Origin of the sequence: Planococcus sp. FY231025 (genome assembly GCF_052078085.1) — a bacterium.
GTDB lineage: Bacteria > Bacillota > Bacilli > Bacillales_A > Planococcaceae > Planococcus.
In genome coordinates, this window is sequence record NZ_JBQJJG010000013.1 from 15,057 (window position 1) to 39,524 (window position 24,468).

The 24,468-nt window shown below is 51.4% G+C and carries 22 protein-coding genes; 21 read left to right on the forward strand and 1 reads right to left on the reverse strand.

Features of this window, described 5'->3' with window-relative positions; genetic code table 11:
- Nucleotides 1-17: 17 nt before the first annotated feature.
- The 13 genes from ACTL32_RS17055 (at nt 18) to ACTL32_RS17115 (ending at nt 15,380) form a co-directional block, all read left to right on the forward strand.
- Nucleotides 18-1,751 carry an adenine deaminase C-terminal domain-containing protein gene (locus ACTL32_RS17055; RefSeq protein WP_441342594.1) on the forward strand — a complete coding sequence of 578 codons (1,734 nt, stop codon included), beginning with the start codon at nt 18-20 and terminating at the stop codon, nt 1,749-1,751.
- Nucleotides 1,752-1,753: 2 nt separating this feature from the next.
- A complete protein-coding gene (locus ACTL32_RS17060; RefSeq protein ID WP_441342595.1) occupies nt 1,754-2,776 on the forward strand; it encodes a DUF3048 domain-containing protein in 1,023 nt (340 codons plus the stop codon).
- 34 nt (nt 2,777-2,810) lie between these two features.
- Entirely contained in the window at nt 2,811-3,131 is a 321-nt protein-coding gene (locus ACTL32_RS17065; protein WP_204893635.1) for a YerC/YecD family TrpR-related protein, read from the forward strand.
- A gap of 75 nt (nt 3,132-3,206) precedes the next feature.
- Nucleotides 3,207-3,908 carry a heptaprenylglyceryl phosphate synthase gene (locus ACTL32_RS17070; protein ID WP_441342596.1) on the forward strand — a complete coding sequence of 234 codons (702 nt, stop codon included), beginning with the start codon at nt 3,207-3,209 and terminating at the stop codon, nt 3,906-3,908.
- Between the two features lie 31 nt (nt 3,909-3,939).
- On the forward strand, nt 3,940-6,153 hold the full coding sequence (gene pcrA / locus ACTL32_RS17075; RefSeq protein WP_441342597.1) for a DNA helicase PcrA: 2,214 nt from the start codon (nt 3,940-3,942) through the stop codon (nt 6,151-6,153).
- A gap of 15 nt (nt 6,154-6,168) precedes the next feature.
- Nucleotides 6,169-8,175 (forward strand): NAD-dependent DNA ligase LigA, encoded by a 2,007-nt coding sequence (gene ligA, locus ACTL32_RS17080; RefSeq protein ID WP_441342598.1) that lies wholly within the window; start codon nt 6,169-6,171, stop codon nt 8,173-8,175.
- Between the two features lie 11 nt (nt 8,176-8,186).
- Nucleotides 8,187-9,317 carry a CamS family sex pheromone protein gene (locus ACTL32_RS17085; protein WP_441342599.1) on the forward strand — a complete coding sequence of 377 codons (1,131 nt, stop codon included), beginning with the start codon at nt 8,187-8,189 and terminating at the stop codon, nt 9,315-9,317.
- Nucleotides 9,318-9,418: 101 nt separating this feature from the next.
- The gene (gene gatC, locus ACTL32_RS17090; protein WP_441342600.1) at nt 9,419-9,709 is read left to right on the forward strand and encodes an Asp-tRNA(Asn)/Glu-tRNA(Gln) amidotransferase subunit GatC; all 291 of its coding nucleotides are present in this window, start codon (nt 9,419-9,421) and stop codon (nt 9,707-9,709) included.
- 18 nt (nt 9,710-9,727) lie between these two features.
- Nucleotides 9,728-11,197, forward strand: a complete 1,470-nt coding sequence (gene gatA, locus ACTL32_RS17095; RefSeq protein ID WP_441342601.1) for an Asp-tRNA(Asn)/Glu-tRNA(Gln) amidotransferase subunit GatA — start codon at nt 9,728-9,730, stop codon at nt 11,195-11,197.
- Entirely contained in the window at nt 11,194-12,624 is a 1,431-nt protein-coding gene (gatB, locus tag ACTL32_RS17100) for an Asp-tRNA(Asn)/Glu-tRNA(Gln) amidotransferase subunit GatB (RefSeq protein ID WP_441342603.1), read from the forward strand. Before gatA ends, gatB begins: the two co-directional genes overlap by 4 nt.
- Nucleotides 12,625-13,070: 446 nt before the next feature.
- The gene (locus ACTL32_RS17105; protein WP_441342650.1) at nt 13,071-13,631 is read left to right on the forward strand and encodes a thioredoxin family protein; all 561 of its coding nucleotides are present in this window, start codon (nt 13,071-13,073) and stop codon (nt 13,629-13,631) included.
- A 101-nt stretch (nt 13,632-13,732) separates the two neighbouring features.
- Complete coding sequence (locus ACTL32_RS17110; RefSeq protein WP_204893643.1) at nt 13,733-14,644, forward strand: diacylglycerol kinase; 912 nt, start codon at nt 13,733-13,735, stop codon at nt 14,642-14,644.
- Between the two features lie 88 nt (nt 14,645-14,732).
- On the forward strand, nt 14,733-15,380 hold the full coding sequence (locus tag ACTL32_RS17115) for a metallophosphoesterase family protein (protein ID WP_441342604.1): 648 nt from the start codon (nt 14,733-14,735) through the stop codon (nt 15,378-15,380).
- Nucleotides 15,381-15,707: 327 nt separating this feature from the next.
- On the opposite strand, the gene ACTL32_RS17120 is transcribed toward ACTL32_RS17115, so the two are convergent.
- On the reverse strand, nt 15,708-16,139 hold the full coding sequence (locus ACTL32_RS17120) for an NUDIX hydrolase (RefSeq protein WP_204893645.1): 432 nt from the start codon (nt 16,137-16,139) through the stop codon (nt 15,708-15,710).
- A gap of 216 nt (nt 16,140-16,355) precedes the next feature.
- On the opposite strand from ACTL32_RS17120, the gene ACTL32_RS17125 reads away from it, so the two are divergent.
- From ACTL32_RS17125 to ACTL32_RS17160, 8 genes are all read left to right on the forward strand, one after another.
- A complete protein-coding gene (locus ACTL32_RS17125; RefSeq protein ID WP_441342605.1) occupies nt 16,356-17,702 on the forward strand; it encodes a cytochrome ubiquinol oxidase subunit I in 1,347 nt (448 codons plus the stop codon).
- Nucleotides 17,699-18,727 carry a cytochrome d ubiquinol oxidase subunit II gene (locus tag ACTL32_RS17130; RefSeq protein ID WP_441342606.1) on the forward strand — a complete coding sequence of 343 codons (1,029 nt, stop codon included), beginning with the start codon at nt 17,699-17,701 and terminating at the stop codon, nt 18,725-18,727. Before ACTL32_RS17125 ends, ACTL32_RS17130 begins: the two co-directional genes overlap by 4 nt.
- A gap of 14 nt (nt 18,728-18,741) precedes the next feature.
- Nucleotides 18,742-18,852 (forward strand): cytochrome bd oxidase small subunit CydS, encoded by a 111-nt coding sequence (gene cydS / locus ACTL32_RS17135; RefSeq protein ID WP_377340689.1) that lies wholly within the window; start codon nt 18,742-18,744, stop codon nt 18,850-18,852.
- Between the two features lie 74 nt (nt 18,853-18,926).
- Nucleotides 18,927-20,291: a 23S rRNA (uracil(1939)-C(5))-methyltransferase RlmD gene (gene rlmD / locus ACTL32_RS17140; RefSeq protein WP_441342607.1), complete on the forward strand. Its 1,365-nt coding sequence runs from the start codon at nt 18,927-18,929 to the stop codon at nt 20,289-20,291.
- Nucleotides 20,292-20,762: 471 nt separating this feature from the next.
- Nucleotides 20,763-21,731 carry a tRNA dihydrouridine synthase gene (locus tag ACTL32_RS17145; protein WP_441342608.1) on the forward strand — a complete coding sequence of 323 codons (969 nt, stop codon included), beginning with the start codon at nt 20,763-20,765 and terminating at the stop codon, nt 21,729-21,731.
- Between the two features lie 160 nt (nt 21,732-21,891).
- Nucleotides 21,892-22,653 (forward strand): potassium channel family protein, encoded by a 762-nt coding sequence (locus ACTL32_RS17150; RefSeq protein WP_204893651.1) that lies wholly within the window; start codon nt 21,892-21,894, stop codon nt 22,651-22,653.
- A 112-nt stretch (nt 22,654-22,765) separates the two neighbouring features.
- Nucleotides 22,766-22,915: a Fur-regulated basic protein FbpA gene (locus ACTL32_RS17155; RefSeq protein WP_204893652.1), complete on the forward strand. Its 150-nt coding sequence runs from the start codon at nt 22,766-22,768 to the stop codon at nt 22,913-22,915.
- A 67-nt stretch (nt 22,916-22,982) separates the two neighbouring features.
- Nucleotides 22,983-24,434, forward strand: a complete 1,452-nt coding sequence (locus ACTL32_RS17160; RefSeq protein WP_441342609.1) for an amidase family protein — start codon at nt 22,983-22,985, stop codon at nt 24,432-24,434.
- The last annotated feature ends 34 nt before the right edge of the window (nt 24,435-24,468 follow it).

Below are 24,468 nucleotides of genomic sequence, written 5' to 3' on the forward strand. Positions count from 1 at the left end.
GAGAGAAGGTGCCGGCTATGGTGAATCCATTATGGAGAAACAAGGAAATACGGGAACAATTGAAAATAATAACTAAAGAGGCCTCGCCGGATCTTGTGCTGATAAATGCTACATACTTGCATGGCATTTTCAAAAAATGGGTGACGGGCAATATCTGGATCGACGGGGACCGGATCGTCTACGCAGGGCAGGAAATGCCGAAAGTCGGGCCGAACACGGAAGTGGCGGACATGGAAGGCAAGTGGCTGGTGCCGGGCTATATCGAACCGCACGTCCATCCTTTCCAGCTGTACAATCCGCAGACCTTTGCCGATTATGCAGCACAAGGCGGGACGACAACATTCCTTTCGGACAATTTGAACTTGTTTTTATCTTTGGAAAATGAGAAAGCGTTTTCATTGTTGGACCAACTGGCGGAGCTGCCGTTCAATTTCTACTGGTGGACGCGGTTTGATTCGCAGACCGAGCTTTTGAATGAAGACAGCCTGTTCACTTCCAAGGCGGTCGGGGAATGGCTCGATCGCCCCGACGTCCTTTTGGGCGGCGAACTGACGGGCTGGCCGAAATTGATGGCCGGCGACGACCAGATGCTTTACTGGATTCAGAAAGCGAAAATGGGGCTGAAGAAAATCGAAGGCCATTTTCCAGGAGCTTCCGAGAAGACCTTGGCGAAAATGCGGCTGCTCGGTGCAGACGGTGACCATGAAGCCATGACCGCCGATGAAGTGGAGATGCGCTTGTTCCACGGCTATGGCGTCACTTTGCGCCATTCATCCATCCGGCCGGATCTGCCGCATCTTCTGAAGGACATCGTTGCGCGCGACTTGAACGTCTTCGATAAATTGATGATGACGACTGACGGCTCGACGCCCGCATTCCATCTGGATGGCGTGATGGACTTGTGCATCAAGATCGCTCTCGAGGCACGCGTTCCGCCGATTGATGCGTATATGATGGCTTCCTATAACGTGGCCCGCTATTATAATGTGACCAGTTTGCACGGTTTGATTGCGACTGGCCGCTATGCCAATATCAACATCCTGGAATCGCTCGACAATCCTATTCCGTCCGGCGTCATTTCCAAAGGCGTCTGGCTGAAGAAAGACGGAGAAAAAGTGGTTGCACTCCCTGAAATCGATTGGTCCGTATTGCCAGACCTCGAAATGGACTTCGATTTGTCGGAAGATGACTTCCAGTTCTCGATGCCATTCGGCATTGAGATGGTGAACGATGTCATCACCAAACCCTATAAGGTCAGTGTGGACACACACGAAGGGCACCTTTCGAAAAACCACGATGAAAGCTTTTTAATGCTTTTGGATAAACACGGAAAATGGCGCGTCAATACGCTGATCAAAGGGTTCGCTAATGGCGTCAGCGGATTTGCGTCCTCCTATTCGAATACCGGCGACATCATCCTGATCGGCAAGGACAGGAACGATATGAAAGCGGCTTTTGAGGAACTGAAGCGCATAAAGGGCGGGATCGTCCTTGTGGAAGACGGCGAAGCGGTCTGTACATTGCCGCTGCCGATCGGCGGCTTCTTGAGCGACCAGCCGATGGAACTGTTGATCCCGCAGGAGCAGAAGCTGAAAAAAGCGCTGAAAGAACGCGGGTATAAGCACGGCGATGCGGTCTATACCTTGCTGTTCTTGCAGGCGACGCATCTTCCGTACGTACGGGTCACCCAAAAAGGAATTTATGATGTCATGAATAAAAAAATCCTCTTCCCTGCATTTATGAGGCAGTAGCGATGAAACGATGGCTCCTTGTCCTGCTCGCTGCAGCCTTGATCGGCGGAATCATTCTATATTTTATAAATAAGGGAAATGGCGATGAACCTGCTGAACGGCCTTCGGAAGAAACTCCGGAACTGACCACTTCTCCTTATTCGGGAGAGGCGGGCGGGCCGTTCGATCAGCGGACGGTGATGGCGGTCATCAACAACCATCCGGACGCCCGTCCGCAGACCGGTTTGGCCGAAGCGGATATGGTGTTCGAATTTATCGCCGAATACAACATCACGCGTTTTCTGGCACTTTACCAAAGCGGATACCCGGAAGAAGTCGGCCCGATCCGGAGCGCCCGCGAGTATTTCGTGAAACTGGCCGAGGCGCATGATGCGTTTTTTGTCGCGCATGGCTACAGCCCGGAAGCATATCAGCTGCTCGAACCGGGTATAGTGGACCATGTGAACGGCATGGACCACGACGGCACCCTTTTCCGGCGGTCGAGCGACCGGGTGGCGCCGCATAATTCCTATATCACATTCGACAATATTCTGGCAGCCATGGAAAGCACCGGAGCATCCGCCGCATACAGCGGCACAAGCCCTTATGCCTTCTACGATTCCGTTGAAAGTGCTAAACTGGTGGAACAAGCTTCTTCCATAGAGGTGCAGTACGGAACGGATCCAGACTTCCTGAACACCTATGCCTACGATGCCGAAACCGGGCTTTACAGCCGGGCATCGGGAGGGGTCCAAACGGCCGAGAAGGAAACTGGGGAAGCCGTGGAGCTGGCAAATATCTTAGTGTTTGAAGCGGCTCACAAAACGATTGATGCCAAAGGGCGCCAAGCGATCGATATCTCAAACGGCGGTAAAGCGCTGCTTTTCCAAGGCGGAGGAGTCCAGGGAATAGAATGGAGTTCGAAAGGCGGGATGCTTGTCCCGACAATTGACGGCGAATCCGTCCCTTTGGCTCCGGGGAAATCGTGGATCCATATTGTGCCGGCTGAACCCGGCATGGGAAGTTCAGTCCGCTATACCCCTTAACGGATCCATAGAAATGAAAGGACGGTTATGCCGAATGCAGGTAGATAAAATCCGAGGGCCGCAAACTGATCAATTGATCCAAGCGGTATTGGCGCTGAAAGATGAAGAGGAAGCGTACCGCTTTTTCGATGATCTGTGCACCATCAGTGAAATCCAGTCGCTGTCGCAGCGCCTGGAAGTCGCGCGCATGCTGCGGATGAAAAAAACGTACGAAAAGATAAAGAATGAAACGGGAGCCAGCACAGCGACCATTTCCCGGGTGCGCCGCTGCCTGAACTACGGTAACGACGGCTATGATGAAATGCTCGCAAGGCTGTATCCGGACGAAAAGCCCTTCCAGCTGCCAAAAGACTGACAGAGAACCGACTCTGTTCAGTCTTTTTTGTTATAATGGAGCAATGAATACTGAAATAGGGTTAGGTGGATGATTGTGGACTTTCAGACATGGCGCCATGTATTTAAATTAGATCCGGCAAAGATGATTCCGGATGGACAGTTGGAACGAATTTGCGAATCTGGGACCGATGCCATCTTGATTGGCGGCAGCGATAATGTCACACTCGACAATGTCTTGGATTTAATGTCGCGCGTCCGGCGCTATACGGTGCCGGTGGTGCTAGAAGTTTCGGCCATCGATTCCGTGACGCCGGGATTCGATTATTATTTCATCCCCACGGTGCTCAACAGCAGCGACCCGCGGTGGATAAAAGGCCTTCACCATGAGGCGATCCGGGAATACGGCGATCTCATGGATTGGGAGGAACTGGTCCCGGAAGGCTATTGCATCTTGAACCCTGCCTGCAAGGCGGCGGAATTGACGAAAGCAGATACAGCGTTATCGACAGAGGACGTCCTTGCGTATGCGAGGATGGCGGAGCATTTTTTCCGGCTGCCGATTTTTTATTTGGAATATAGCGGTACATACGGCGACCCGGCATTGGTCCGGGAAGTCAAAAACGTATTGCAGGAGACACGGTTGTTTTACGGGGGCGGTGTGGATTCGGCTGAGAAGGCGCAGGAGATGGCGCAGCTCGCCGATACGATCGTTGTCGGAAACATCATTTATGAAGATTTGGAAGCGGCGCTTGCGACCGTCAAGGCGGTTGCGGAAACCGGGAAACAATCGTTATAATAAAAAGAACAGACGTTCGAGGTGGTGCACAATGGAAATGATATCAAACAGTTTACTCAACGGGATGAACCCCGAACAGGCGGAAGCCGTAAAAACGACAGAAGGCCCTTTGCTGATCATGGCAGGTGCGGGGTCGGGCAAGACGCGGGTGCTGACGCATCGGATCGCTTATTTGGTGCTGGAAAAACAGGTGTATCCGTCGAACATTCTGGCGATCACGTTCACCAACAAAGCGGCACGCGAAATGCGGAACCGGATTGACGGACTGCTCGGACACGGGACAGGAGAACGCATGTGGGTTTCGACGTTCCACTCGATGTGCGTGCGGATTCTCCGCCGGGACATCGACCGCATGGGCATGTCCAAGAACTTTTCGATCCTGGACACGACTGACCAGTTGACGGTCATCAAGAATGTCCTGAAACAATTGAACCTGGATCCGAAAAAATACGAGCCGCGCACGATTCTGAATGCCATTTCGTCCTCGAAGAACGAATGCATCAGCGCAACGGAATTCGCAGCCAACATGAATCCGCATAATCCGTACGAAAAAACAGTGGCGGAAGTGTATGAAGCGTACGAAAAACGTCTGAAAAAGAACCAGTCGCTCGATTTCGACGATTTGATCATGACGACGCTCAATTTGTTCAATACGGTCCCGGAAGTGCTCGAGTTCTACCAGAATAAATTCCATTATATCCATGTGGATGAGTATCAGGATACGAACAACGCCCAATACCAATTGGTGCAGAAGCTGGCGAGTAAATTCAAGAACATCTGCGTGGTCGGCGATTCGGACCAGTCGATCTACCGCTGGCGCGGCGCGGATATCACGAACATCCTGTCGTTCGAGAAAGATTACCCGAACGCAAAAGTCATCATGCTCGAGCAGAACTACCGCTCGACGAAACGGATCCTTCAGGCGGCAAACGACGTAATCAAAAAGAACACGAGCCGCTACCCGAAGGAATTGCGCACGGACAACGCGGAAGGGCCGGCCATCACACTGCATAAAGCGGGCGATGAACGCCAGGAAGCGCAATACGTAGTGCAGGAAATTCAGAAGCTCATGCAGGAAGACGGCTACAAGACATCGGATTTTGCCATCCTGTACCGAACAAATGCCCAGTCGCGGGTGCTCGAGGAAATGTTCGTGAAATCGAATATGTCCTATACGATCGTCGGCGGCACCAAGTTCTATGACCGCAAAGAGATCAAGGATCTGCTGGCTTATTTGCGCCTGATCGCCAATAATGATGACGATTTGTCGCTTGCGCGCATCATCAATGAGCCGAAGCGCGGCATCGGCGCCACTTCGTTCGAGAAAATGGCGCGTTTTGCGATCGACCAGGACCGCACCATCATGGATGCCTTGCAGGAAGCCGATTTTATGGGGCTTACGCCGAAGACGGCACAGACAGCGCTCGAATTCCGCTCGATGATTGCCGGATTTACGCAAATGCAGGAATACCTGTCAGTGACGGAATTGGTGGAGGAAGTGCTGGACAAATCCGGCTACCGCCATATGCTGCAGATCGACAAGACAATCGAAGGCGAAAGCCGCCTGGAAAACTTGAACGAGTTCCTGTCGGTAACGCAGGCGTTCGAAAAGCAGAGCGACGACAAATCGCTTGTGGCTTTTTTGACAGACCTTGCCTTGATTTCCGATATCGATTCGCTTGACGATGAAGAAGATGCCGACGGCCCGATCATTCTGATGACGATGCACGCCGCAAAGGGACTGGAATTCCCCGTCGTCTTCATCATCGGCCTGGAAGAAAACGTCTTCCCGCATTCGCGTTCGAACAACGACAACGACGAACTGGAAGAAGAGCGCCGCTTGGCATATGTCGGCATCACGCGGGCTGAAAAGCGGCTGTATTTGACGCATGCCACTTCCCGCACCCTTTTCGGCAAGAGCAATTACAATATGCCGTCCCGCTTCATCGCCGAAATCTCGGAGGATTTAATCCAACCGACATTCGCGAACCACCGCGCAGGAGCGGCGACGAGCTACCGGCAAGCGCCGAAGCGTCCGGCGGTGACGCGCCCCGCCTACGAATCATCCGGCGGCGACAAGCTGGGCTGGCGCCCGGGCGACCGCGCGAAACACAAAAAATGGGGGACCGGTACGGTCGTCAGCGTCAAAGGCGAAGGCGAACAGACGGAACTCGACATCGCATTCCCGAGCCCGGTCGGCATCAAGCGGCTGTTGGCGAAATTCGCACCGATCGAAAAAGAATAAGCAGGAGGATATCCAATGGACCGAATACAAGCAGAACAACGAGTGATTGAGTTGAATGAAACACTGAGGGCTTATGGCCACGCGTATTACGTGCTGGACAAGCCGGAAGTTCCCGATGCGGTATATGACCAATTGCTGAACGAATTGATCGAACTTGAAAACTTGTATCCCGATTTGATCTTTCCGGATTCTCCTACCCAGCGCGTCGGGGGGACGCCGATTTCGAATTTTGAAAAGGTGACCCATTCAAGCCCGATGCTCAGCTTATCGAACGTATTCAATGAAGAGGATATCCGCGAGTTCGACAAGCGCGTCCGGAACGGGGCAGGCGACAACATCGAGTATGTCTGCGAGCTGAAAATCGACGGCCTTGCCGTTGCACTCCATTACGAAAACGGCCGCTTTGTCCAAGGGGCGACGCGCGGGGACGGCCGTGTCGGGGAAGATATCACCGTCAACCTCCGGACCGTGCGGACGATTCCGTTGAAGCTGAAGAAACCTGTCGCAATTGAAGTGCGGGGCGAAGTGTTCATGCCGAAGAAATCGTTCCATGATCTGAACGCGGAACGCGGCGAACGCGGCGAAGAATTGTTCGCCAATCCGCGGAACGCGGCAGCCGGCTCCCTGCGCCAGCTCGATCCGAAAATCGCTGCGAGCCGCAACTTGGATGTGTTTATTTACGGCATCGGCAGCGAAGGGGAATCCTACGGGTTGAGCGAGCACGAGGAATCGCTGAAGTTCGTTGAAAAGATCGGCTTTAAAACCAATAATGAGCGCCGCGTCTGCAAAAGTGTCGAAGAAGTGCTGGCGTTCATCGCCCACTGGCAAGAGCAGCGATCGGAACTGCCGTATGAAATCGATGGCATCGTCATCAAAGTGAACCGATATCTGCATCAGCAGGATCTCGGCTTTACGGCGAAGAGCCCGAAATGGGCGACCGCTTATAAATTCCCAGCTGAGGAAGTGCTGACCACTGTGCGTGATATCGAGCTCAGCGTCGGGCGGACGGGTGTTGTCACGCCTACCGCGATACTCGACCCGGTCTCTGTCGCAGGCACCACTGTCCAGCGGGCATCATTGCATAACGAAGACCTGATCAAAGAAAAGGATATCCGCATCGGCGATAAAGTCATCATCCGCAAAGCGGGCGATATCATTCCTGAAGTGGTGGCGGCATTGGCCGACCAGCGCACCGGAAGCGAGGAGCCTTTCGAGATGCCGACCCAATGCCCGGCATGCGACAGCGAACTTGTCCGCATCGAAGGCGAAGTGGCGCTGCGCTGCGTCAACCCGCAATGCCCGGCGCAGATTACGGAAGGCTTGATCCATTTCGTTTCGCGCAATGCGATGAACATCGAAGGGCTGGGCGAAAAGGTCATCGAGCAATTGTACCGGGAAGGGCTGATTGCCGACATTGCCGATCTTTACAAACTGACGAAAGAGCAATTGATGGGCTTGGAGCGGATGGGCGAAAAATCAGCTTCCAACCTCATTGCGGCAATCGATGCATCCCGCAGCAATTCCATGGAGCGGCTCCTGTTCGGCTTGGGCATCCGCCACGTCGGCGAACGCGGTGCACGCATTCTGTCCGAGCATTTCGGTTCAATGGAGAAGCTGATGGCGGCAAGCAAGGAAAAGCTGGTCGAGATCCATGAAATCGGTGAAAAAATGGCCGATTCGATCGTAGCGTATTTTGATACGGAAGAAGTGCGGCAATTGATGGAACGTTTAGCGGAAGCAAACGTCAATTTAACTTATACGGGAACGCGCGTATTCGTTGAAGCCGGCGCCAATGCGTTTGCCGGCAAGAAGATTGTCCTCACCGGAAAACTGTCCCAGCTGACGCGCGGAGAAGCGCAGGAGCGCATCGAGTCGCTGGGGGGCAAAGTGTCCGGAAGCGTCAGCAAGAAGACCGATTTGGTCATCGCCGGCGAAGAGGCAGGCTCGAAGCTCGAAAAAGCATTAGAGCTGAAAGTGGATGTATGGGACGAAGAGCGCCTTATCGAAGAATTGAGCAAATAAGGAGATTTAAAATGAAACGCATATGGTGGATCCCGCTCAGCGTATTGCTGCTCTCGGGATGTGTGCCTTCCGTGTCGGACGAAGCGGAAGTGCTGAATACAGAAGAACAAGCAGCGGAAACGGCAATCATACCGAGCATGCAATTGGATGACCGGTACTACCGTACTCTGCTGCCTTATAAACAAAGCGCAACTCGCGGAGCGATCGTCAACCGGCTGAACTCGCGGTATGATATCCAGGAGGCGGAAAGCGGACTCCTGCGTTTGTCTCAGCGCCAGTTTTCTCCTGACGATTATTATTTCCAGGAAGGCCAGAAAATCACCAGTGAAGACGCCAGTGCCTGGCTCAGCCGCAGCAGCAAGGAAAATCCGCTCGGCCTGAATCCGGCAGATCCGCGAAACGACAAACAGAAAGCGGACGGCGACCGTCCTCCTGCTGAGATTCTTGCGCATATCGTCGAGCAGAACTACCTGGTGAAGACCGACAAGGAAACGATTCGCCTTGGCGGCGTATCCATCGGGCTGGCATTGAATTCGATTTATTACAACTCGATCGACGAAGTCTCTTATGAAGAGACGATTCCGCATGCACAGGTAGAAAAGGAAGGCAAACGGCTGGCGGGTGAAATCGTCAAGCGCCTCCGTGAAAAAGAAGGCATGAAAGATGTTCCAATTGCCGTCGGCCTGTTCAAACAGAACAGCCGCGGAGCAATTGCACCGGGCACATATTTCGCGTACGGCGTAGCGCCGGGCGACGAAGCGGCTGTTGCGAATTGGACGCCGGTGAAAGAGGAGTACATCATCTTCCCGACATCCGGCACGGGAGATAAATACCGCGATGTCGATACATCTTTCCGCAACTTCAAAATGGATGTGGAAGAGTACTTTTCGAATTTCACCAGTGTCATCGGCACCGGTTTTTACCAGGATGACCAATTGCGCAAATTGGAAATCGACATCCCGATCCAGTTTTACGGCTCCGCTGAACTGATCGGCTTCACTCAATACTTGACGGGGTTGGTGCTAGAGCACTTCCCGGAAAATATTGAAGTGGAAGTGAGCGTGACCTCGACGAACGGCCCGGAAGCGCTTGTGCTCCGAAAAGTAGGGCAGACCGAACCGATTGTTCACATTTATGATTAATTTGCACAGGAACGGAGACAGCCATGCGGCTGTCTCTATTCATTTTCTTATAAAAATGATATGATATAGCGTATGTTTACTGAATCCGGAGGTGTAGAAAAATGGCGAAAATGACAAAAGAAGAAGTAATCGAAGTAGCGCATTTGGCGCGATTGGCCATTACTGATGAAGAAGCGGAACATTTTGCAGAGCAATTGGAAGCGATCACGAATGCAATGGAACTGCTGAATGAATTGGATACAGAAAATGTCGAACCGATGACCCACGTACTTCCAATGGTCAATGTGCTTCGCGAAGACAAAGCGGTACCGGGGCTGGACCGGGAACTGGTGCTGAAGAACGTAAAAGAGCACGAAGCCGGACAAATCAAAGTTCCAACCATTCTGGACTGATAAGGAGGAGAGCAAAAAATGGGATTAGCGGATAAAACTGCAGCAGAACTGCAGGAATTGATACATACAAAGGAAATGACCATTTCTGAAATGGCCGAGCAGGCGTTCAGCCGCATCGAAGAGCTTGATTCAAAAGTTGATGCCTTCTTGGCACTTGATAAAGAAGGGGCACTGAAGCAGGCGGCTCAATTGGAAGAAACGCCTCTTGATGAGCGCGGTCCGTTGTTCGGGCTGCCGATCGGCGTAAAAGACAATATCGTCACTGAAGGCATTGAAACCACAGCTTCAAGCCGGATCCTCGAAGGGTTCAACCCGATCTACAATGCAACCGTTGTGGAAAAAATCAAAGCTGCAGGCATGGTCATCGTCGGCAAATTGAACATGGATGAATTTGCGATGGGATCTTCCAATGAGAACTCATACTACAAAAACACGAAAAACCCCTGGAATCTTGAAACCGTGCCGGGCGGATCTTCAGGCGGATCTGCAGCAGCTGTAGCTGCTGGAGAAGTACCGTTTACGCTTGGATCAGATACCGGTGGATCTATTCGCCAGCCGGCTGCATTCTGCGGCGTGGTGGGCATGAAGCCGACATACGGACGGGTTTCCCGCTTTGGTTTGATTGCTTATGCGTCATCATTGGACCAGATCGGACCGATCACGCGGACAGTTAAAGACAACGCGCTGCTGCTGAATGCGATTGCAGGCCATGACGACAAGGATTCAACTTCAGCGAACGTAGAAGTGCCGGATTTCGCAGCCGCGTTGACGGGCGATATCAAAGGCCTTCGCATCGGCGTTCCGAAGGAATACTTCGCGGAAGGCGTCGGCGAAGCTGCCAAACAGGCAGTCCGCGACGCATTAAAAGTGCTTGAAGAAAAAGGCGCGACATGGGAAGAGATTTCCCTGCCGCATTCGAAATATGCACTATCGACGTATTACTTGATCGCATCTTCTGAAGCTTCATCAAACTTGTCGCGTTTTGATGGCATCCGCTATGGCTACCGCACCCAAAAAGCCGGCAATTTGCTGGAGTTTTATATGAATACCCGTTCCGAAGGTTTCGGCGATGAAGTGAAGCGCCGCATCATGCTTGGAACGTATGCACTCAGCTCAGGCTACTACGATGCCTATTACAAGAAAGCACAAAAAGTGCGCACATTGATCAAACAGGATTTCGATAAAGCGTTTGAACAATACGATGTCATCATCGGGCCAACAACGCCGACGCCGGCATTTAAAATCGGCGAAAAAATCGACGATCCACTGACGATGTATGCAAATGATATTTTAACGATTCCTGTCAACTTGGCAGGGGTTCCGGCGATTTCAGTTCCTTGCGGTTTTGACAATGGTTTGCCGCTTGGCTTGCAAATCATCGGGAAATATTTTGATGAAGAAACGGTTTACCGCGTTGCTGACGTTTTCGAGCAGGCAACCGATTTCCATAAAAAAACTCCTCAAGTTTGGGAGGGAGCTGCACAATGAATTTTGAAACAATCATCGGCCTCGAAGTACACGTCGAGCTAAAAACAGAATCCAAAATGTTCTCTCCTGCACCGGCCCATTTCGGTGCAGAGCCGAACACCAATACAAACGTGATCGATCTTGGCTACCCGGGCGTTTTGCCGGTCGTCAACAAAACTGCCGTGGACTGGGCGATGAAAGCAGCATTAGCGTTAAACTGCCAAATCAACCGCCACACGAAATTCGACCGCAAAAACTATTTTTATCCGGATAACCCGAAAGCTTACCAGATTTCCCAGTTTGATGAGCCGATCGGCGAACACGGCTGGATTGAAATCGAAGTAAAAGGCGAGAAAAAACGCATCGGCATCACGCGCCTCCACATGGAAGAAGATGCCGGGAAGCTGACGCATACGGGCAATGGCCACTCTTTGGTCGACCTTAACCGCCAAGGCACACCGCTGATTGAAATCGTGTCAGAACCGGACATCCGTACGCCGGAAGAAGCTTATGCCTACTTGGAAAAAATCAAAGCGATCATCCAGTACACAGGTGTTTCTGATGTGCGTATGGAAGAAGGCTCGCTCCGCTGCGACGCCAACATTTCATTGCGTCCATATGGCCAGGAACAATTCGGCACAAAAACTGAATTGAAGAACTTGAACTCATTCAACTTTGTGCGCAAAGGAATTGAGCACGAACAAGTCCGTCAGGAGCAAGTGTTGCTTTCAGGCGGCATCATCGAACAGGAAACCCGCCGCTACGATGAATCCACGGGTAAAACCCTTTTGATGCGCGTGAAAGAAGGGTCGGACGATTACCGTTACTTCCCGGAACCGGATCTTGTCGACATCATCATTGATGACGCTTGGCTGGAACGCGTCCGTTCTGAAATCCCGGAACTTCCGGATGCCCGCAAAGCGCGCTATGTTTCTGAACTAGGCTTGTCATCGTATGATGCGATGGTCTTGACGCTGGCGAAACCGATTTCGGACTTTTTCGAAGCGACAGTTGCGACCGGCGCGGATGCAAAACTTGCATCCAACTGGCTGATGGGCGAAGTTTCCGCTTACTTGAATGCCGAGCAAAAGGAATTGAGCGAGACCCAATTGACTCCTGAAGGCTTGGCTGGCATGATCAAGCTGATTTCGGACGGCACGATTTCCTCGAAAATCGCTAAGAAGGTCTTCAAGGAATTGATTGAAAAAGGCGGAGACGCGAACGATATCGTCAAAGCAAAAGGCCTTGTCCAAATTTCGGACGAAGGCACATTGCGTGAGTTTGTTACTGCTTCTTTGGATAACAACCCGCAATCGATCGAAGACTTCAAAAACGGTAAAGACCGTGCAATCGGCTTCTTGGTAGGCCAAATCATGAAGCAGACAAAAGGGCAGGCAAACCCGCCATTGCTCAATAAAATCCTGCTTGAAGAAATCGCAAAACGATAAAGGAACGGCCCGCTTTGCGGGCCGTTTGTGCTTCTAGGCAAAAGGTGTTTTTTATCGTTTTGAATGATCTTATACTTCGTAGAAGCTATTCCGGACCCTCCACTACAGGCGGACGCTTTCCGTGGGCTCGCGCCGAACTAACTCGGACTGGCGTCCGAGTGGATTTTGGCACTTCGCTATCCCACAGGAGTCGCCGCCTTCCGTTTCGGATCCTGAAGCCAGAGGATTGTACCCAGCAGGTCAAAGCACGATTAGTATTCTAACCTCATCTTTTAGATACAGGTGGCCAGTCCAGTCGGGCTTATGCATTCTTTATTCATTCACATTAGACTTTGTCTACAGTTTGGAACGGCCTGCTTTGCGGGCCGTTTTTCTCTGCCTGCAGTATATGAGTTGAAGCTTCCCAGCCGGACAAGTAAACTAAGATAAAGGAGAAGTGATTGATGATGACGACAGAACAGCAGTATTTTGAAGATGCAATAACATTGGAAAGCTATATGGCTCAGATGGAGTCGAATCAAGACAAGTCCTATTCGATTTATGAGAAATTCGAACTGCCGGAAGATCCGGAATTCATTTCTCTCTTGAAAGAAAAACAGCCGCATGTGCTGGTGATTACGGAAGACTGGTGCGGAGACGCCATGATGAACAATTCCATTCTACGCAAGCTGGCTGAAGCAGCCGGGCTCAAGGTCCGCTGTGTTTACCGCGACCAGAATCCCGAATTGATGGAGCGCTACTTGACCAACGGCGGCCGTTCAATTCCGAAATACATCATTCTTTCCCAGGATGGGGAAGTGCTGGGGGATTGGGGACCGCGTACACCCAAAGTCCAGGAATTTGTCGATGAGAAAAAATCGGTGCTGCCTGAAAAAGACGATCCGCAATATGATCTTCATCTGAAGACGGTCATCGGGGAAATCTCGGACGGTTTCACTTGGAACAAAGATTTCTGGCTGGCTGTGTATGAAGATCTTCGCAAGACATTCAAGGAAAGCCTGAAATAAGGGATGCCGGCAATATGTCGGTTTTTTTCCTGTATGGAACTTTTCCGCAAGCAAGCGGTCCTATTTTTGTATAAAGAACGTGGAGAAAGGCTGAGTCTCGTATGAAACGTGCACGAATCATTTATAACCCGACTTCCGGCCGGGAATTGTTCCGCAAACATCTGCCGGAAGTACTCGAAAAGATGGAACAGGCGGGATATGAAACATCTTGCCACGCAACAACTGGCGAAGGCGATGCGACCGTCGCAGCGGCGGCTGCCGTAGAAAGAAAATTCGACTTGATTGTTGCGGTAGGCGGCGATGGTACATTGAACGAAGTGGTTTCGGGGGTTTCCGGTTTTCCGGAGCGCCCCAAAATCGGACTGATTCCGATGGGGACGACAAATGATTTTGCCCGGGCTGTCCATATTCCGCGCGATATCAATAAAGCCGTCGACATCATCATCCAGGGCGAATCGATTCCGGTGGACGTCGGGTTGATGAACGATCGCCATTTCATCAATATTGCCGGTGGCGGCAGGCTCACCGAACTGACGTACGAAGTGCCCAGTAAGTTGAAAACGATGCTAGGGCAGATGGCGTATTACTTAAAAGGCATCGAGATGCTGCCATCGATCCGTTCCTCGAAAGTCCGCATCGAATATGACGGGGAAGTTTTCGATGATCATGCCATGATGTTCTTGATCGGCCTGACCAACTCGGTCGGCGGCTTTGAGAAATTGGCGCCGGACGCCAGCATCAACGATGGCAAGTTCACTTTGCTCATTCTGAAGGAATTGAACATGGCGGAATTTATCCGGGTGGCATCGTTGGCCCTCCGCGGCGAACATTTATCCGATCCGCATGTCATCTATGCAAAAGCCAGTAAGATTTCGGTCACTTCCGATGAGCGCGTGCTTTTGAATTTGGATGGGGAATACGGGGGCTTGCTGCCGGCGACGTTTGAAAATCTGGGCCGCCATATTGAAGTGCTCGTCCCGCTTTCATCCATCCAGGACAAGGACCGGAAATAAGAACAAGTTTGAATGAAACAGAAAAGCCGGATCGGTATGCGATTCGGCTTTTTTTGCACCTTGATTTTATGGGAAGGGGATGCCATACATGCAGTTTTTGATAATCGGCGATGTCCACGGCTGCTTTCATACGTTCCGGACGATGGCAGAGAAAAACTGGGACAAGGAAACTGAAACGCTGATCCAGCTGGGCGACTTGATCGACCGGGGGAAAAATTCACCGCAAATGGTTTCATGGGCCAGAGAGTTGAGCGCGGAATATCCAAACCGGGTGCACTTCTTGAAAGGGAACCATGAACATGAAATGCAGCAGCACTTCTTTCATGGACCGAATCCCAATTGGCTTCGGCAAGGAGGGGCAGAAACCATCCGGCAGTATGAGAATGAAAAACGGGATTGCCGGGACGATGCGGCCTGGCTCAGCCGACTGCCCTTGTTCTTTGAAAGCAGCCATCTGTATGTAAGCCATGCAGGGATATCGGAATTGGCACAGGATCCAATGATAGAAGGCAGCGAAGTCGGCATCCTTTGGAACCGCAGCCGCTTGAAAAATATCGGGAAACTGCAGGTCATCGGCCATACTCCAGGGGAACGGCCAATCTATGATGCAGAGGCAAATGCCTGGAACATTGACACCGGCGCTGCCTATGGCAGGTATTTGACGGGTGTGAGAATCAGCGGCAGCGGGGAAGTGCTGGAGTTTTTAAAAGTGGAGACGGATGAGCGGGACCTCTAGAGGACATTCCACATAAAAAAAGGGGCTGTCCATTGCGGCGGACGCTTTCCGCGGGCTCGCGTCGAACTAACTCGGACTAGCGTCCGAGTGGATTTCGGCACTTCGCTATCCCGCTGGTAAAACCGGTGCTCCTGCATCGCTTCGCTGCTTCGTCGCAAACAAGTTGGCCGAAATGCCTTCGGCCAACTTGTTCGCCGCCTCCATTCCCAGCAGCCATTTATAGCAAATAGAAAAGACCGAAGGAGAAAAAGCATTGCTTTTTCTCCTTCGGTCTTTAGTTTGGAGCTTTTTAGAGAGCTCCTTTTTGAATTGGTAAGAGTGCAATTTTTATTCCATCAGCTCGAGGGCTGCGTCTTGTCCGGCTGCCAGTTTCGGGCAGTTCTCGACCGGCTCCCAATGGAACTGGAACGTTCGGCCGTTGTCCCGGCCATCGCTGACAATTTTGTGTTCCCAATAATCCACCTTTTCTCCGGTATACTCGAAATGGAAGATGTTGCGTTCGTATACTTTATCCTGGTGTTCGGGATAATAATTGTATTTGTGGATCTTGCCGACGAATTCCAGGACGGCGCGCGGCAATCCGGTTTCTTCCTGCACTTCGCGGTAAAGCGCATCAATCAGCATTTCTCCATCTTCAATCGTCCCTCCGGGAACCTGCAATCCGGCTTCCGGCTCTCCCTGGTGCTCGAAAACAAGCAGTTCTTTCTGCTCTTCGGGCCCTCTCGTAATATAAGCGAATACTTTTCGTCTTGTTCTCATGATGCATCATCCTTTTTTATTGTTCTAATCAGAATACTAAATATTTAGAAATATTTCAATAGATTTGTTTTAGGGGATGTCACAAGTTATTCAAAGGTGCCCGGAAAAATGGCAATCGGCAAGGTTTAGAAAGAGAGCGGGAAGGAGAGATAATGTACAATGGGAATGTAAGCAACAGAACGGAAATTTTTTGGGTCTGAAAGGAGAAATACTGAAATGGGATTTGAAGATACAGCTTTATTGAGCCGTATTCTGACTCTAATGACGCTTTCATTCCATATTTTATATGCGACGATCGGCGTCGGCGTGCCGCTCATGATCATGATTGCGCAATGGGTGGGCATCAAGAAGAACGATGAGCATTACATCCTGCTCGCTCGGCGTTGGGCACGCGGCTTCGTCATCACTGTGGCGGTCGGCGTAGTTACGGGCACCGCCATCGGGCTTCAGCTATCGCTGCTGTGGCCGAATTTCATGCAGCTTGCCGGCAACGTCATCGCATTGCCGCTGTTCATGGAAGTATTCGCCTTTTTCTTTGAAGCGATTTTCCTCGGCATCTATCTGTATACATGGGACCGCTTCGAGGACCAGCGCAAGCATTTATTATTGCTGATTCCTGTAGCGCTTGGCGCTGCCGCTTCATCTGTATTCATCACAATCGTCAATGCGTTCATGAACTCGCCGCAAGGCTTTGAAATCCTGAACGGCGAACTGGTGAACGTGTCGCCGCTGCTCGCCATCTTCAATCCGGCGGTGCCGACCAAAGTGGCGCACGTTGTCGCAACAGCTTTCATGACATCTGCTTTCGTGCTGGCCTCCATTGCAGCGCTGCGGCTGATCCGCGGGTCGGACCATGTCTACCATAAAAAAGCGCTGTTCCTGACGATGAAACTCGGATTGGTCTTTTCAATCGCGACCGCCATCATCGGCGACTTTTCCGGGAAGTACCTGGCAGAATACCAGCCGGAAAAATTGGCTGCAGCTGAATGGCATTTCGAAACGGAAGGCAATGCGGATTTAGTGCTGTTCGGAGTATTGGATGGCGAGGAACCCAAATACGCAATCCGGATTCCATACGCATTAAGCATCCTTGCACACGGTATGCCGGGAGCTGAAGTGACCGGGCTGAATGAATTCCCGGAAGATGAACGGCCGCCGCTGTGGATCCATTACTTGTTCGATTTGATGGTCAGCATCGGCATGTGGCTTGCGTTCTTCTCCTTTGTCTACGTGGTCGGCGCTTGGCGCGGCTGGGCGATTGTCCGCGCGAAATGGTTCCGCTGGCTGACGCTCTTGACCGGCCCGCTGGCGCTCATCGCGATCGAAGCCGGCTGGTGGTTCACGGAAGTCGGACGCCAACCGTGGATTCTCCGCGGCTACATGAGAACAAGTGAAGCCGCAACCACAAGCGGACAAGTCGATTTGATGATCATCTTGTTTGCCGGTCTTTACTTTGTTCTCGGTGTCGGTACAATCGTTGTATTATCTCGCATGTATAAACGGAATCCGGTGGAAAAAGAATTGGCTGACCGGGAAGCGCAAAAAGGCGGTGGGCACGGATGACACTCGAAATAATCGGAATATCGGTGCTTTGGCTGTTTTTGTTCCTTTACGTCATCGTCGCTTCGATCGACTTCGGGGCCGGATTCTTCAATGCCTACAGCGCCTTCACCAACAAACAGCATATTTTGACAGGAATCATCCAGCGCTATCTGTCGCCGGTATGGGAAGTGACAAACGTCTTTTTCGTCTTCTTCTTCGTCGGCATCATCGGGTTCTTCCCGCAGACAGCCTTCTATTACGGAACGACGCTGCTCATCCCGGCAAGCATCGCATTGGTGCTCTTGTCGATCCGCGGCTCGTATTACGCTTTCGCGACGTACGGGGCGAAAATCAATCACCGGGGCTATATCTATATGTACGGCCTTTCCGGCTTGCTGCTGCCGGCATCATTATCGCCGGTGCTGGCCATGTCTGAAGGCGGGTTCATCAAATTGGACGGCGCTGAGCCCTATCTGGATTATTGGGCACTGTTCACGAGTCCGCTAATGTGGAGCATCGTCGTCCTCAGTTTGGCGGCGGTCCTTTATATCTCCGCTGTATTCCTGACATGGTATGCGAATAAAGCCGGTGATGCGAAGGCGACAGATCTGATGCGCAAATATGCGCTTGTCTGGGCCGGGCCCGCCATTATCACGGCAACCGGCATCATCTTCGAATTGCGCGGCCATAATTTCATGCATTATGAACGCTTGCTTGATTTGTGGTGGGTTTTCGGAATTTCGTTCCTTCTCTTCCTGGGAACGGTCTACCTGATCTGGAAACGCCGCAGCTACGGACTTGCCTTCATCTTGCTTGTGGGGCAATTCTTCACTGCATTCTTTGCATACGGCGTATCGCATTTCCCGTATTTGCTGTATCCGTACCTGACCATCTATGACAGCTTCACGAATGATACGATGGCGATCGCGTTGATCATTGCGTTTATCGCAGGGCTCGGTTTGCTGCTGCCGTCGCTGTATCTTTTATTCCGGCTGTTCTTGTTCGACAAGGATTATGTCAAAGGCAAATCGGATTACCACGCTTAAAGGAGGCATTTTAGATGCAGGACTTTCTCATATTTTATGCACCGTTTCTCGTCTTGTTCGCTGCCATTGGCTTCGGGTTCTGGATATCCTTGAAGGATGGAATCGTATCAAAAGAAAAGAAATAAGGGACGCGCGCAGGCCTTTTGCCTGCCGCGTTTTTTTGTTGTATGATAGAGCAATGCGAAACGGAGTGAACGAATTGAAACCAGTACAAAAAAATGACCGTTTGTCCGTCTATGTGGAAGATTTGACGCATGACGGAGCAGGCGTTGCGAAAGTCGACGGCTATCCGCTTTTCATCCAAGGCGCCTTGCCGGGTGAAGATGTGAAGGTCCATGTCCTGAAAACCTTGAAATCCTATGGCTTTGCCAAATTGATCGAAATCGAAAAAGAATCGCCGTTCCGGGTGAAAGCGCCGTGCCCGGTATTTGATACGTGCGGGGGCTGCCAGATTCAGCATTTGTCCTACGAAGGGCAGCTGGCCTTTAAAGGGAACATGGTCCGTAATGCGATTACCCGCATCGGGAAATTGCCGGATGTTCCGGTGCATCCTGTAAAAGGCATGGACAATCCATGGCGCTACCGCAATAAATCACAGATACCGTTCGGCACCGAGAACGGCCGCGTAGTGGCAGGCTTCTATGAAAGCCGCTCCCACAATATTGCCGATACAGATATCTGCCTAATCCAGACGATGGAAGCGGATGCCATCATGTCCGGCTTAAAGCAGAGCCTGCATGAAATGGGCATCGAACCTTATGAAGAAGAAACGCATCGCGGCCAGCTGCGCCACGTCGTGGTACGGAAAGGCCGGGCAACCGGCGAAATCATGGTGACGCTGGTCACGAAAAAGAAGAAATTCCCGCAAAGCGAACGCGCAGTTGAATTGATCCGCTCGTTTGTACCGGAAGTTACGTCAATCATCCAGAACGTCAACCCGGAAAAGACCAATGTCATTTTCGGCGATGAGACGCTGACGCTTTGGGGCAAAGCTGTGATCGAAGACCGGATCGGCGATGTGCGTTTCGAGATATCGGCACGGTCGTTCTACCAGATCAACCCTGAACAGACCGAAGTGCTTTACGGGCAAGCGTTGGAATATGCCCAATTGACAGGCGACGAAACGGTGATCGACGCTTATTGCGGCATCGGGACCATCTCGTTGTTCCTGGCACAAAAAGCGAAATTCGTCATGGGCGTGGAAATCGTTCCGCAGGCGATCGAAGACGCCAAGCGAAACGCGGAGCTGAACGGCTTCTCGAATACATTATTTGAAGCAGGACCGGCGGAACAAGTGATTCCGCGCTGGTATAAAGAAGGCAAGACAGCAGACGTTCTGGTTGTCGACCCGCCGCGCAAAGGATGCGACGAGCAATTATTGCAAACGATCCTGAAGCAACGCCCGAGGCGCGTCGTCTACGTTTCCTGCAACCCTGCGACACTTGCACGCGATCTGCGGATCCTCGAAGACGGCGGCTACCGGACAAAAGAAGTCCAGCCGGTCGACATGTTCCCACAGACCACACATTGCGAAGCGGTCGCGTGGCTGGAACTGGCTGATTGATTCAAACAAAGCGTATTTTGCGTGTTAAGTATTTAGGTAGTATCGGGAGACGGTGAATTAATAAAGAGAAGACTAATATGCCGCTTCGGCGCTTTGGGCATGGCTCCCGCAATGAGCCGAGAAGACCACTCGTCTCATTGCTTCACCTAGCCCGTGGGCGCGCCGGCGCTGGTATCGTTCACTGGCAAAAGACAACTCTATTTGTTTTAGCAGTACTATCAAAGATATGGAGCAAAACAGCGGAGACGCCCGCGGGAAAGCGAGACAGCCGAGACCCCGCAAGCCGCAACGCGGCTGAGGAGGCTTGGCGCTCGCCCGCAGGCAAGCGCCGCTGTTTTGCGGAATATCGGTTATTACAAATTACTACTTCACTGTATATCGAAACACTGTATTAAGACATATAAATATAAAAAGCGGGCAGTACGGACTGCCTAACCGCTTTTGTTTTCAAATGAAAGGATTTGTATGGGAATGAAAGAAAATTTTTGGCAGGAGTTGCCGAAACCGTTTTTTGTACTCGCGCCAATGGAAGATGTGACGGATGTCGTATTTCGCCATGTCATTAGCCAAGCCGGCCGGCCGGACGTATTTTTCACGGAGTTCACGAACACGGAAAGCTATTGCCATCCGGAAGGTATCAAAAGTGTGCGCGGGCGTTTGCTGTTTACGGAAGATGAACAGCCGATGGTCGCCCATATCTGGGGCGATAAGCCTGAATACTTCCGCCAGATGAGCATCGGTATGGCGGAGATGGGCTTCAAAGGCATCGATATCAACATGGGCTGCCCTGTGCCGAACGTGGCAACGCGGGGCAAAGGCAGCGGCCTGATCCTGCGTCCGGATGCGGCTGCAGAAATTATTGAAGCAGCAAAAGCAGGCGGCCTTCCCGTCAGCGTGAAGACTCGGCTGGGTTATTCGGAAATTGACGAATGGAAGGAATGGTTGGCACACATCCTCCGCCAGGATATTGCCAATCTTTCGATCCATTTGCGGACCAGAAAAGAAATGAGCCAAGGAGAGGCGCATTGGGAGCTGATTCCGGAAATCAAGGAATTGCGCGACCGCATCGCGCCTCAAACGCTGCTTACCATCAACGGAGATATCCTTGACCGCCAAATGGGCTTGGAACTTGTAGAAAAGTACGGAGTCGATGGAGTGATGATCGGCCGAGGCGTTTTCAAAAATCCGTTCGCTTTTGAAAAAGAGCCGAGAGAGCACAGCAGCAAGGAATACCTGGATCTTTTAAGGCTGCAGCTTGATCTCCACGATCAATATATGGAAGAATTGCCGCGCCCAGTCACAGGGCTCCATCGCTTCTTTAAAATATACGTCAAGGGCTTCCGGGGTGCAGGTGAATTGAGAAATCAATTGATGAACACAAAAACGACCGCGGAAGTGAGCGCTTTGCTGGAAAGTTTTGAAATGGAACTTGTGGAGTGAATGAAACGGTTGCTGCAAAAAGCAGCCTCCGATAGACCATAATTTGAATGGGATAAACCAAAACGGAAAGCCTGGAAGTCGGCATCGACTCCCGGGCTTTTCTCATTTATGATGAAGTTACGCTAAAACAAGATTGATGCAATAAAAGGGAGGATTCGCTTTGATCATCCGGAGAGTGTTCTATAAATTGACCAGTCTGTCGTGGCTTATCCTGACATGGTCCACGATCCTGCTTATCGTATTTACCACAATCCTATTGCCGGTTATCGAGCCTGAGACATTCACGAATTACCTCGATTCATTCTGGTTCACCATGACAACGATTCTGACTGTCGGCTATGGGGATATTTCGCCTGCCACCAGTGCGGGCAAAATCTACACCATCCTCTTTTTATATGTGCTTGGCATCGGGCTGTTTGCAACATTTATCGGGAAAGCGTTCGATAGTTTCGGATTGCTGAGAAAACGCAGGGAAGGCGGGGATTTGATGTTTGAAGAGAAAAACCATATCGTCATCATTGATTGGTCGCATAAAGCGGAAATTGCCATAAAGGAAATACTGGCGCGCGATCCGAAGAGGATGATTGTCGTCATCGATAAATTGGAGAAGGCGAAAGAGCTGCACGACCGCATCCATTATGTGCGGGGGAATGCGACAGAATCGGAGACGCTGAACAAAGCGAATATCCGCCATGCAAAAGCAGTGTTGATTTTTGCGGATGACAACATCGGCGACCAGATGCTGACGGACGGCAAGTCGCTGATGATCGCTTGTGCGGTCGAAAGAATTGCTCCGGGTGTACATACGACCGTTGAAGTGGAAAGGGAAGAACATGTCGAGAACTTTTCGCATGTAAAAATCGACAAGTTTATCCTGGCGAATGGAACGATCGCAAAAGCGGCTGTCGATTCGATTTTCTAGAGAGCATAGAATTGTCCGGTAAAAAATGATGCTTTTTTCCAAAAGAGGTTTTATTCATTCCAGCAGCAGGGTAAAGAGAATGGAAGACTTCTACAAGGAGAGAAAGAGCAAAATGGAACAAATACCAGAATCGAAATTCGAAGATAAACGATCCATCATCATTGACCAATTGGTAGAGCAGAACGTCTTTAAGATCGACGGCAGGCAGCTGTATGAATTGTCACTATATGAATTGATGAAAACTTATACAGAAGATCTATAAGCCGGCCCCCCTCCGGCTTTTTTCAATGGGCAGAATGCGGAAGAATCATCGGAATGGAGGAAACGCGATGCATCATAAAAAATTGGAAGACTACCGGCGGGACCGGCTGGATGAAATGTCCATCAAAGAACTCCAACAGGAAATGGCGGAAGGGAGCCTGACAGCGGAGGAGCTTGTGCTGATGTATAAAGAAAATATTTCCTTGCGCGACCAGAATACCAATGCGGTCCTTGAAATCAATCCGGACGCGCTGCAAATCGCCCAGGCGCGTGATTTCGAGCGGAGCCAAGGGCGCGTGCGCTCGCCGCTCCATGGCATTCCGATTTTGGTGAAGGATAATATGGACACGAACGACAAGATGCACACTAGTGCAGGGTCGCTTGCTTTGAAAGACCATTATGCACTGCAGGATGCGCATGTCGTGAAAAAGCTGCGCGATGCGGGGGCAGTCATCCTCGGCAAAACGAATATCACGGAATGGGCGAATTTCATGTCGGACAAAATGACCAACGGCTACAGCTCAAGGGGCGGGCAAGTGAAAAACCCCTACGGCGCATTCGATGTCGGCGGATCCAGTTCAGGATCGGCTGCAGCGGTAGCTTCCAATCTAGCGGTTGCCGCGCTCGGCACAGAAACCTCCGGATCCATTATCAATCCGGCTTCACAGAACAGCTTGGTGGGCATCAAGCCGACCATGGGGCTCGCCAGCCGGAGCGGAATCATTCCGCTGTCGCACACTCAGGACATTCCAGGGCCGTTAGCCCGGACAGTCGAAGATGCCGTAGCGGTTTTTGCGGCCATCATCGGCCATGACCCGGAGGATGAAATCACAGGTTATGCAGAGCCTTTTGAAGATTATGCATGGGAACAGCATTTCAACAAAGACGGCCTCAATGGCATCCGGTTCGGAGTGCCGCGGAATTTATTCGATGAAAAGATTTCAGCGGAAGAACGGGAAGCTTTTGAAGAGGCGCTCGAAAAGTTGCGGGAGTGCGGAGCGGAGATCGTCGACAATATCGATCTTGGCGCTGATCAGGAAGACCTCGGCTTTGCGGTGCTGCTGCATGAATTCAAAGCCGACCTGAATGACTATTTGGCGCGCTCGAATCCGAAAAATTCGATCCGTTCACTGGATGACGTCATTGCATTCAACAACGAACATTCCGAAAGGATGCTGAAGTTCGGCCAGAACCTGCTCGAACAAACGAACAACATGACAGGGAAATTGACCGAGCGGGAATACGTCGAAGCACTCGAACGCAACCGGTTCCTCGCTGCTGAGCAAGGGATTCGGGCGACGCTGAAAGAAGCCGGTGCGGATGCCCTGCTTTTGCCAAAGGACTATGGCTGCAATATCGCTGCTGCCGCAGGTTTCCCGTCGGTCACCGTACCGTTCGGCTTGACGGAAACGCAGGAACCATTCAGCATCACTTTCACCGGCAAGGCGTTCAGCGAACCCGTCTTGATTGAATACGCCTATGCTTTTGAACAGGCAGTGCAAGGGCGCAGAAAACCATAATGGAATAAAGCTAAAAAAAGGCAGAGCCCAAATC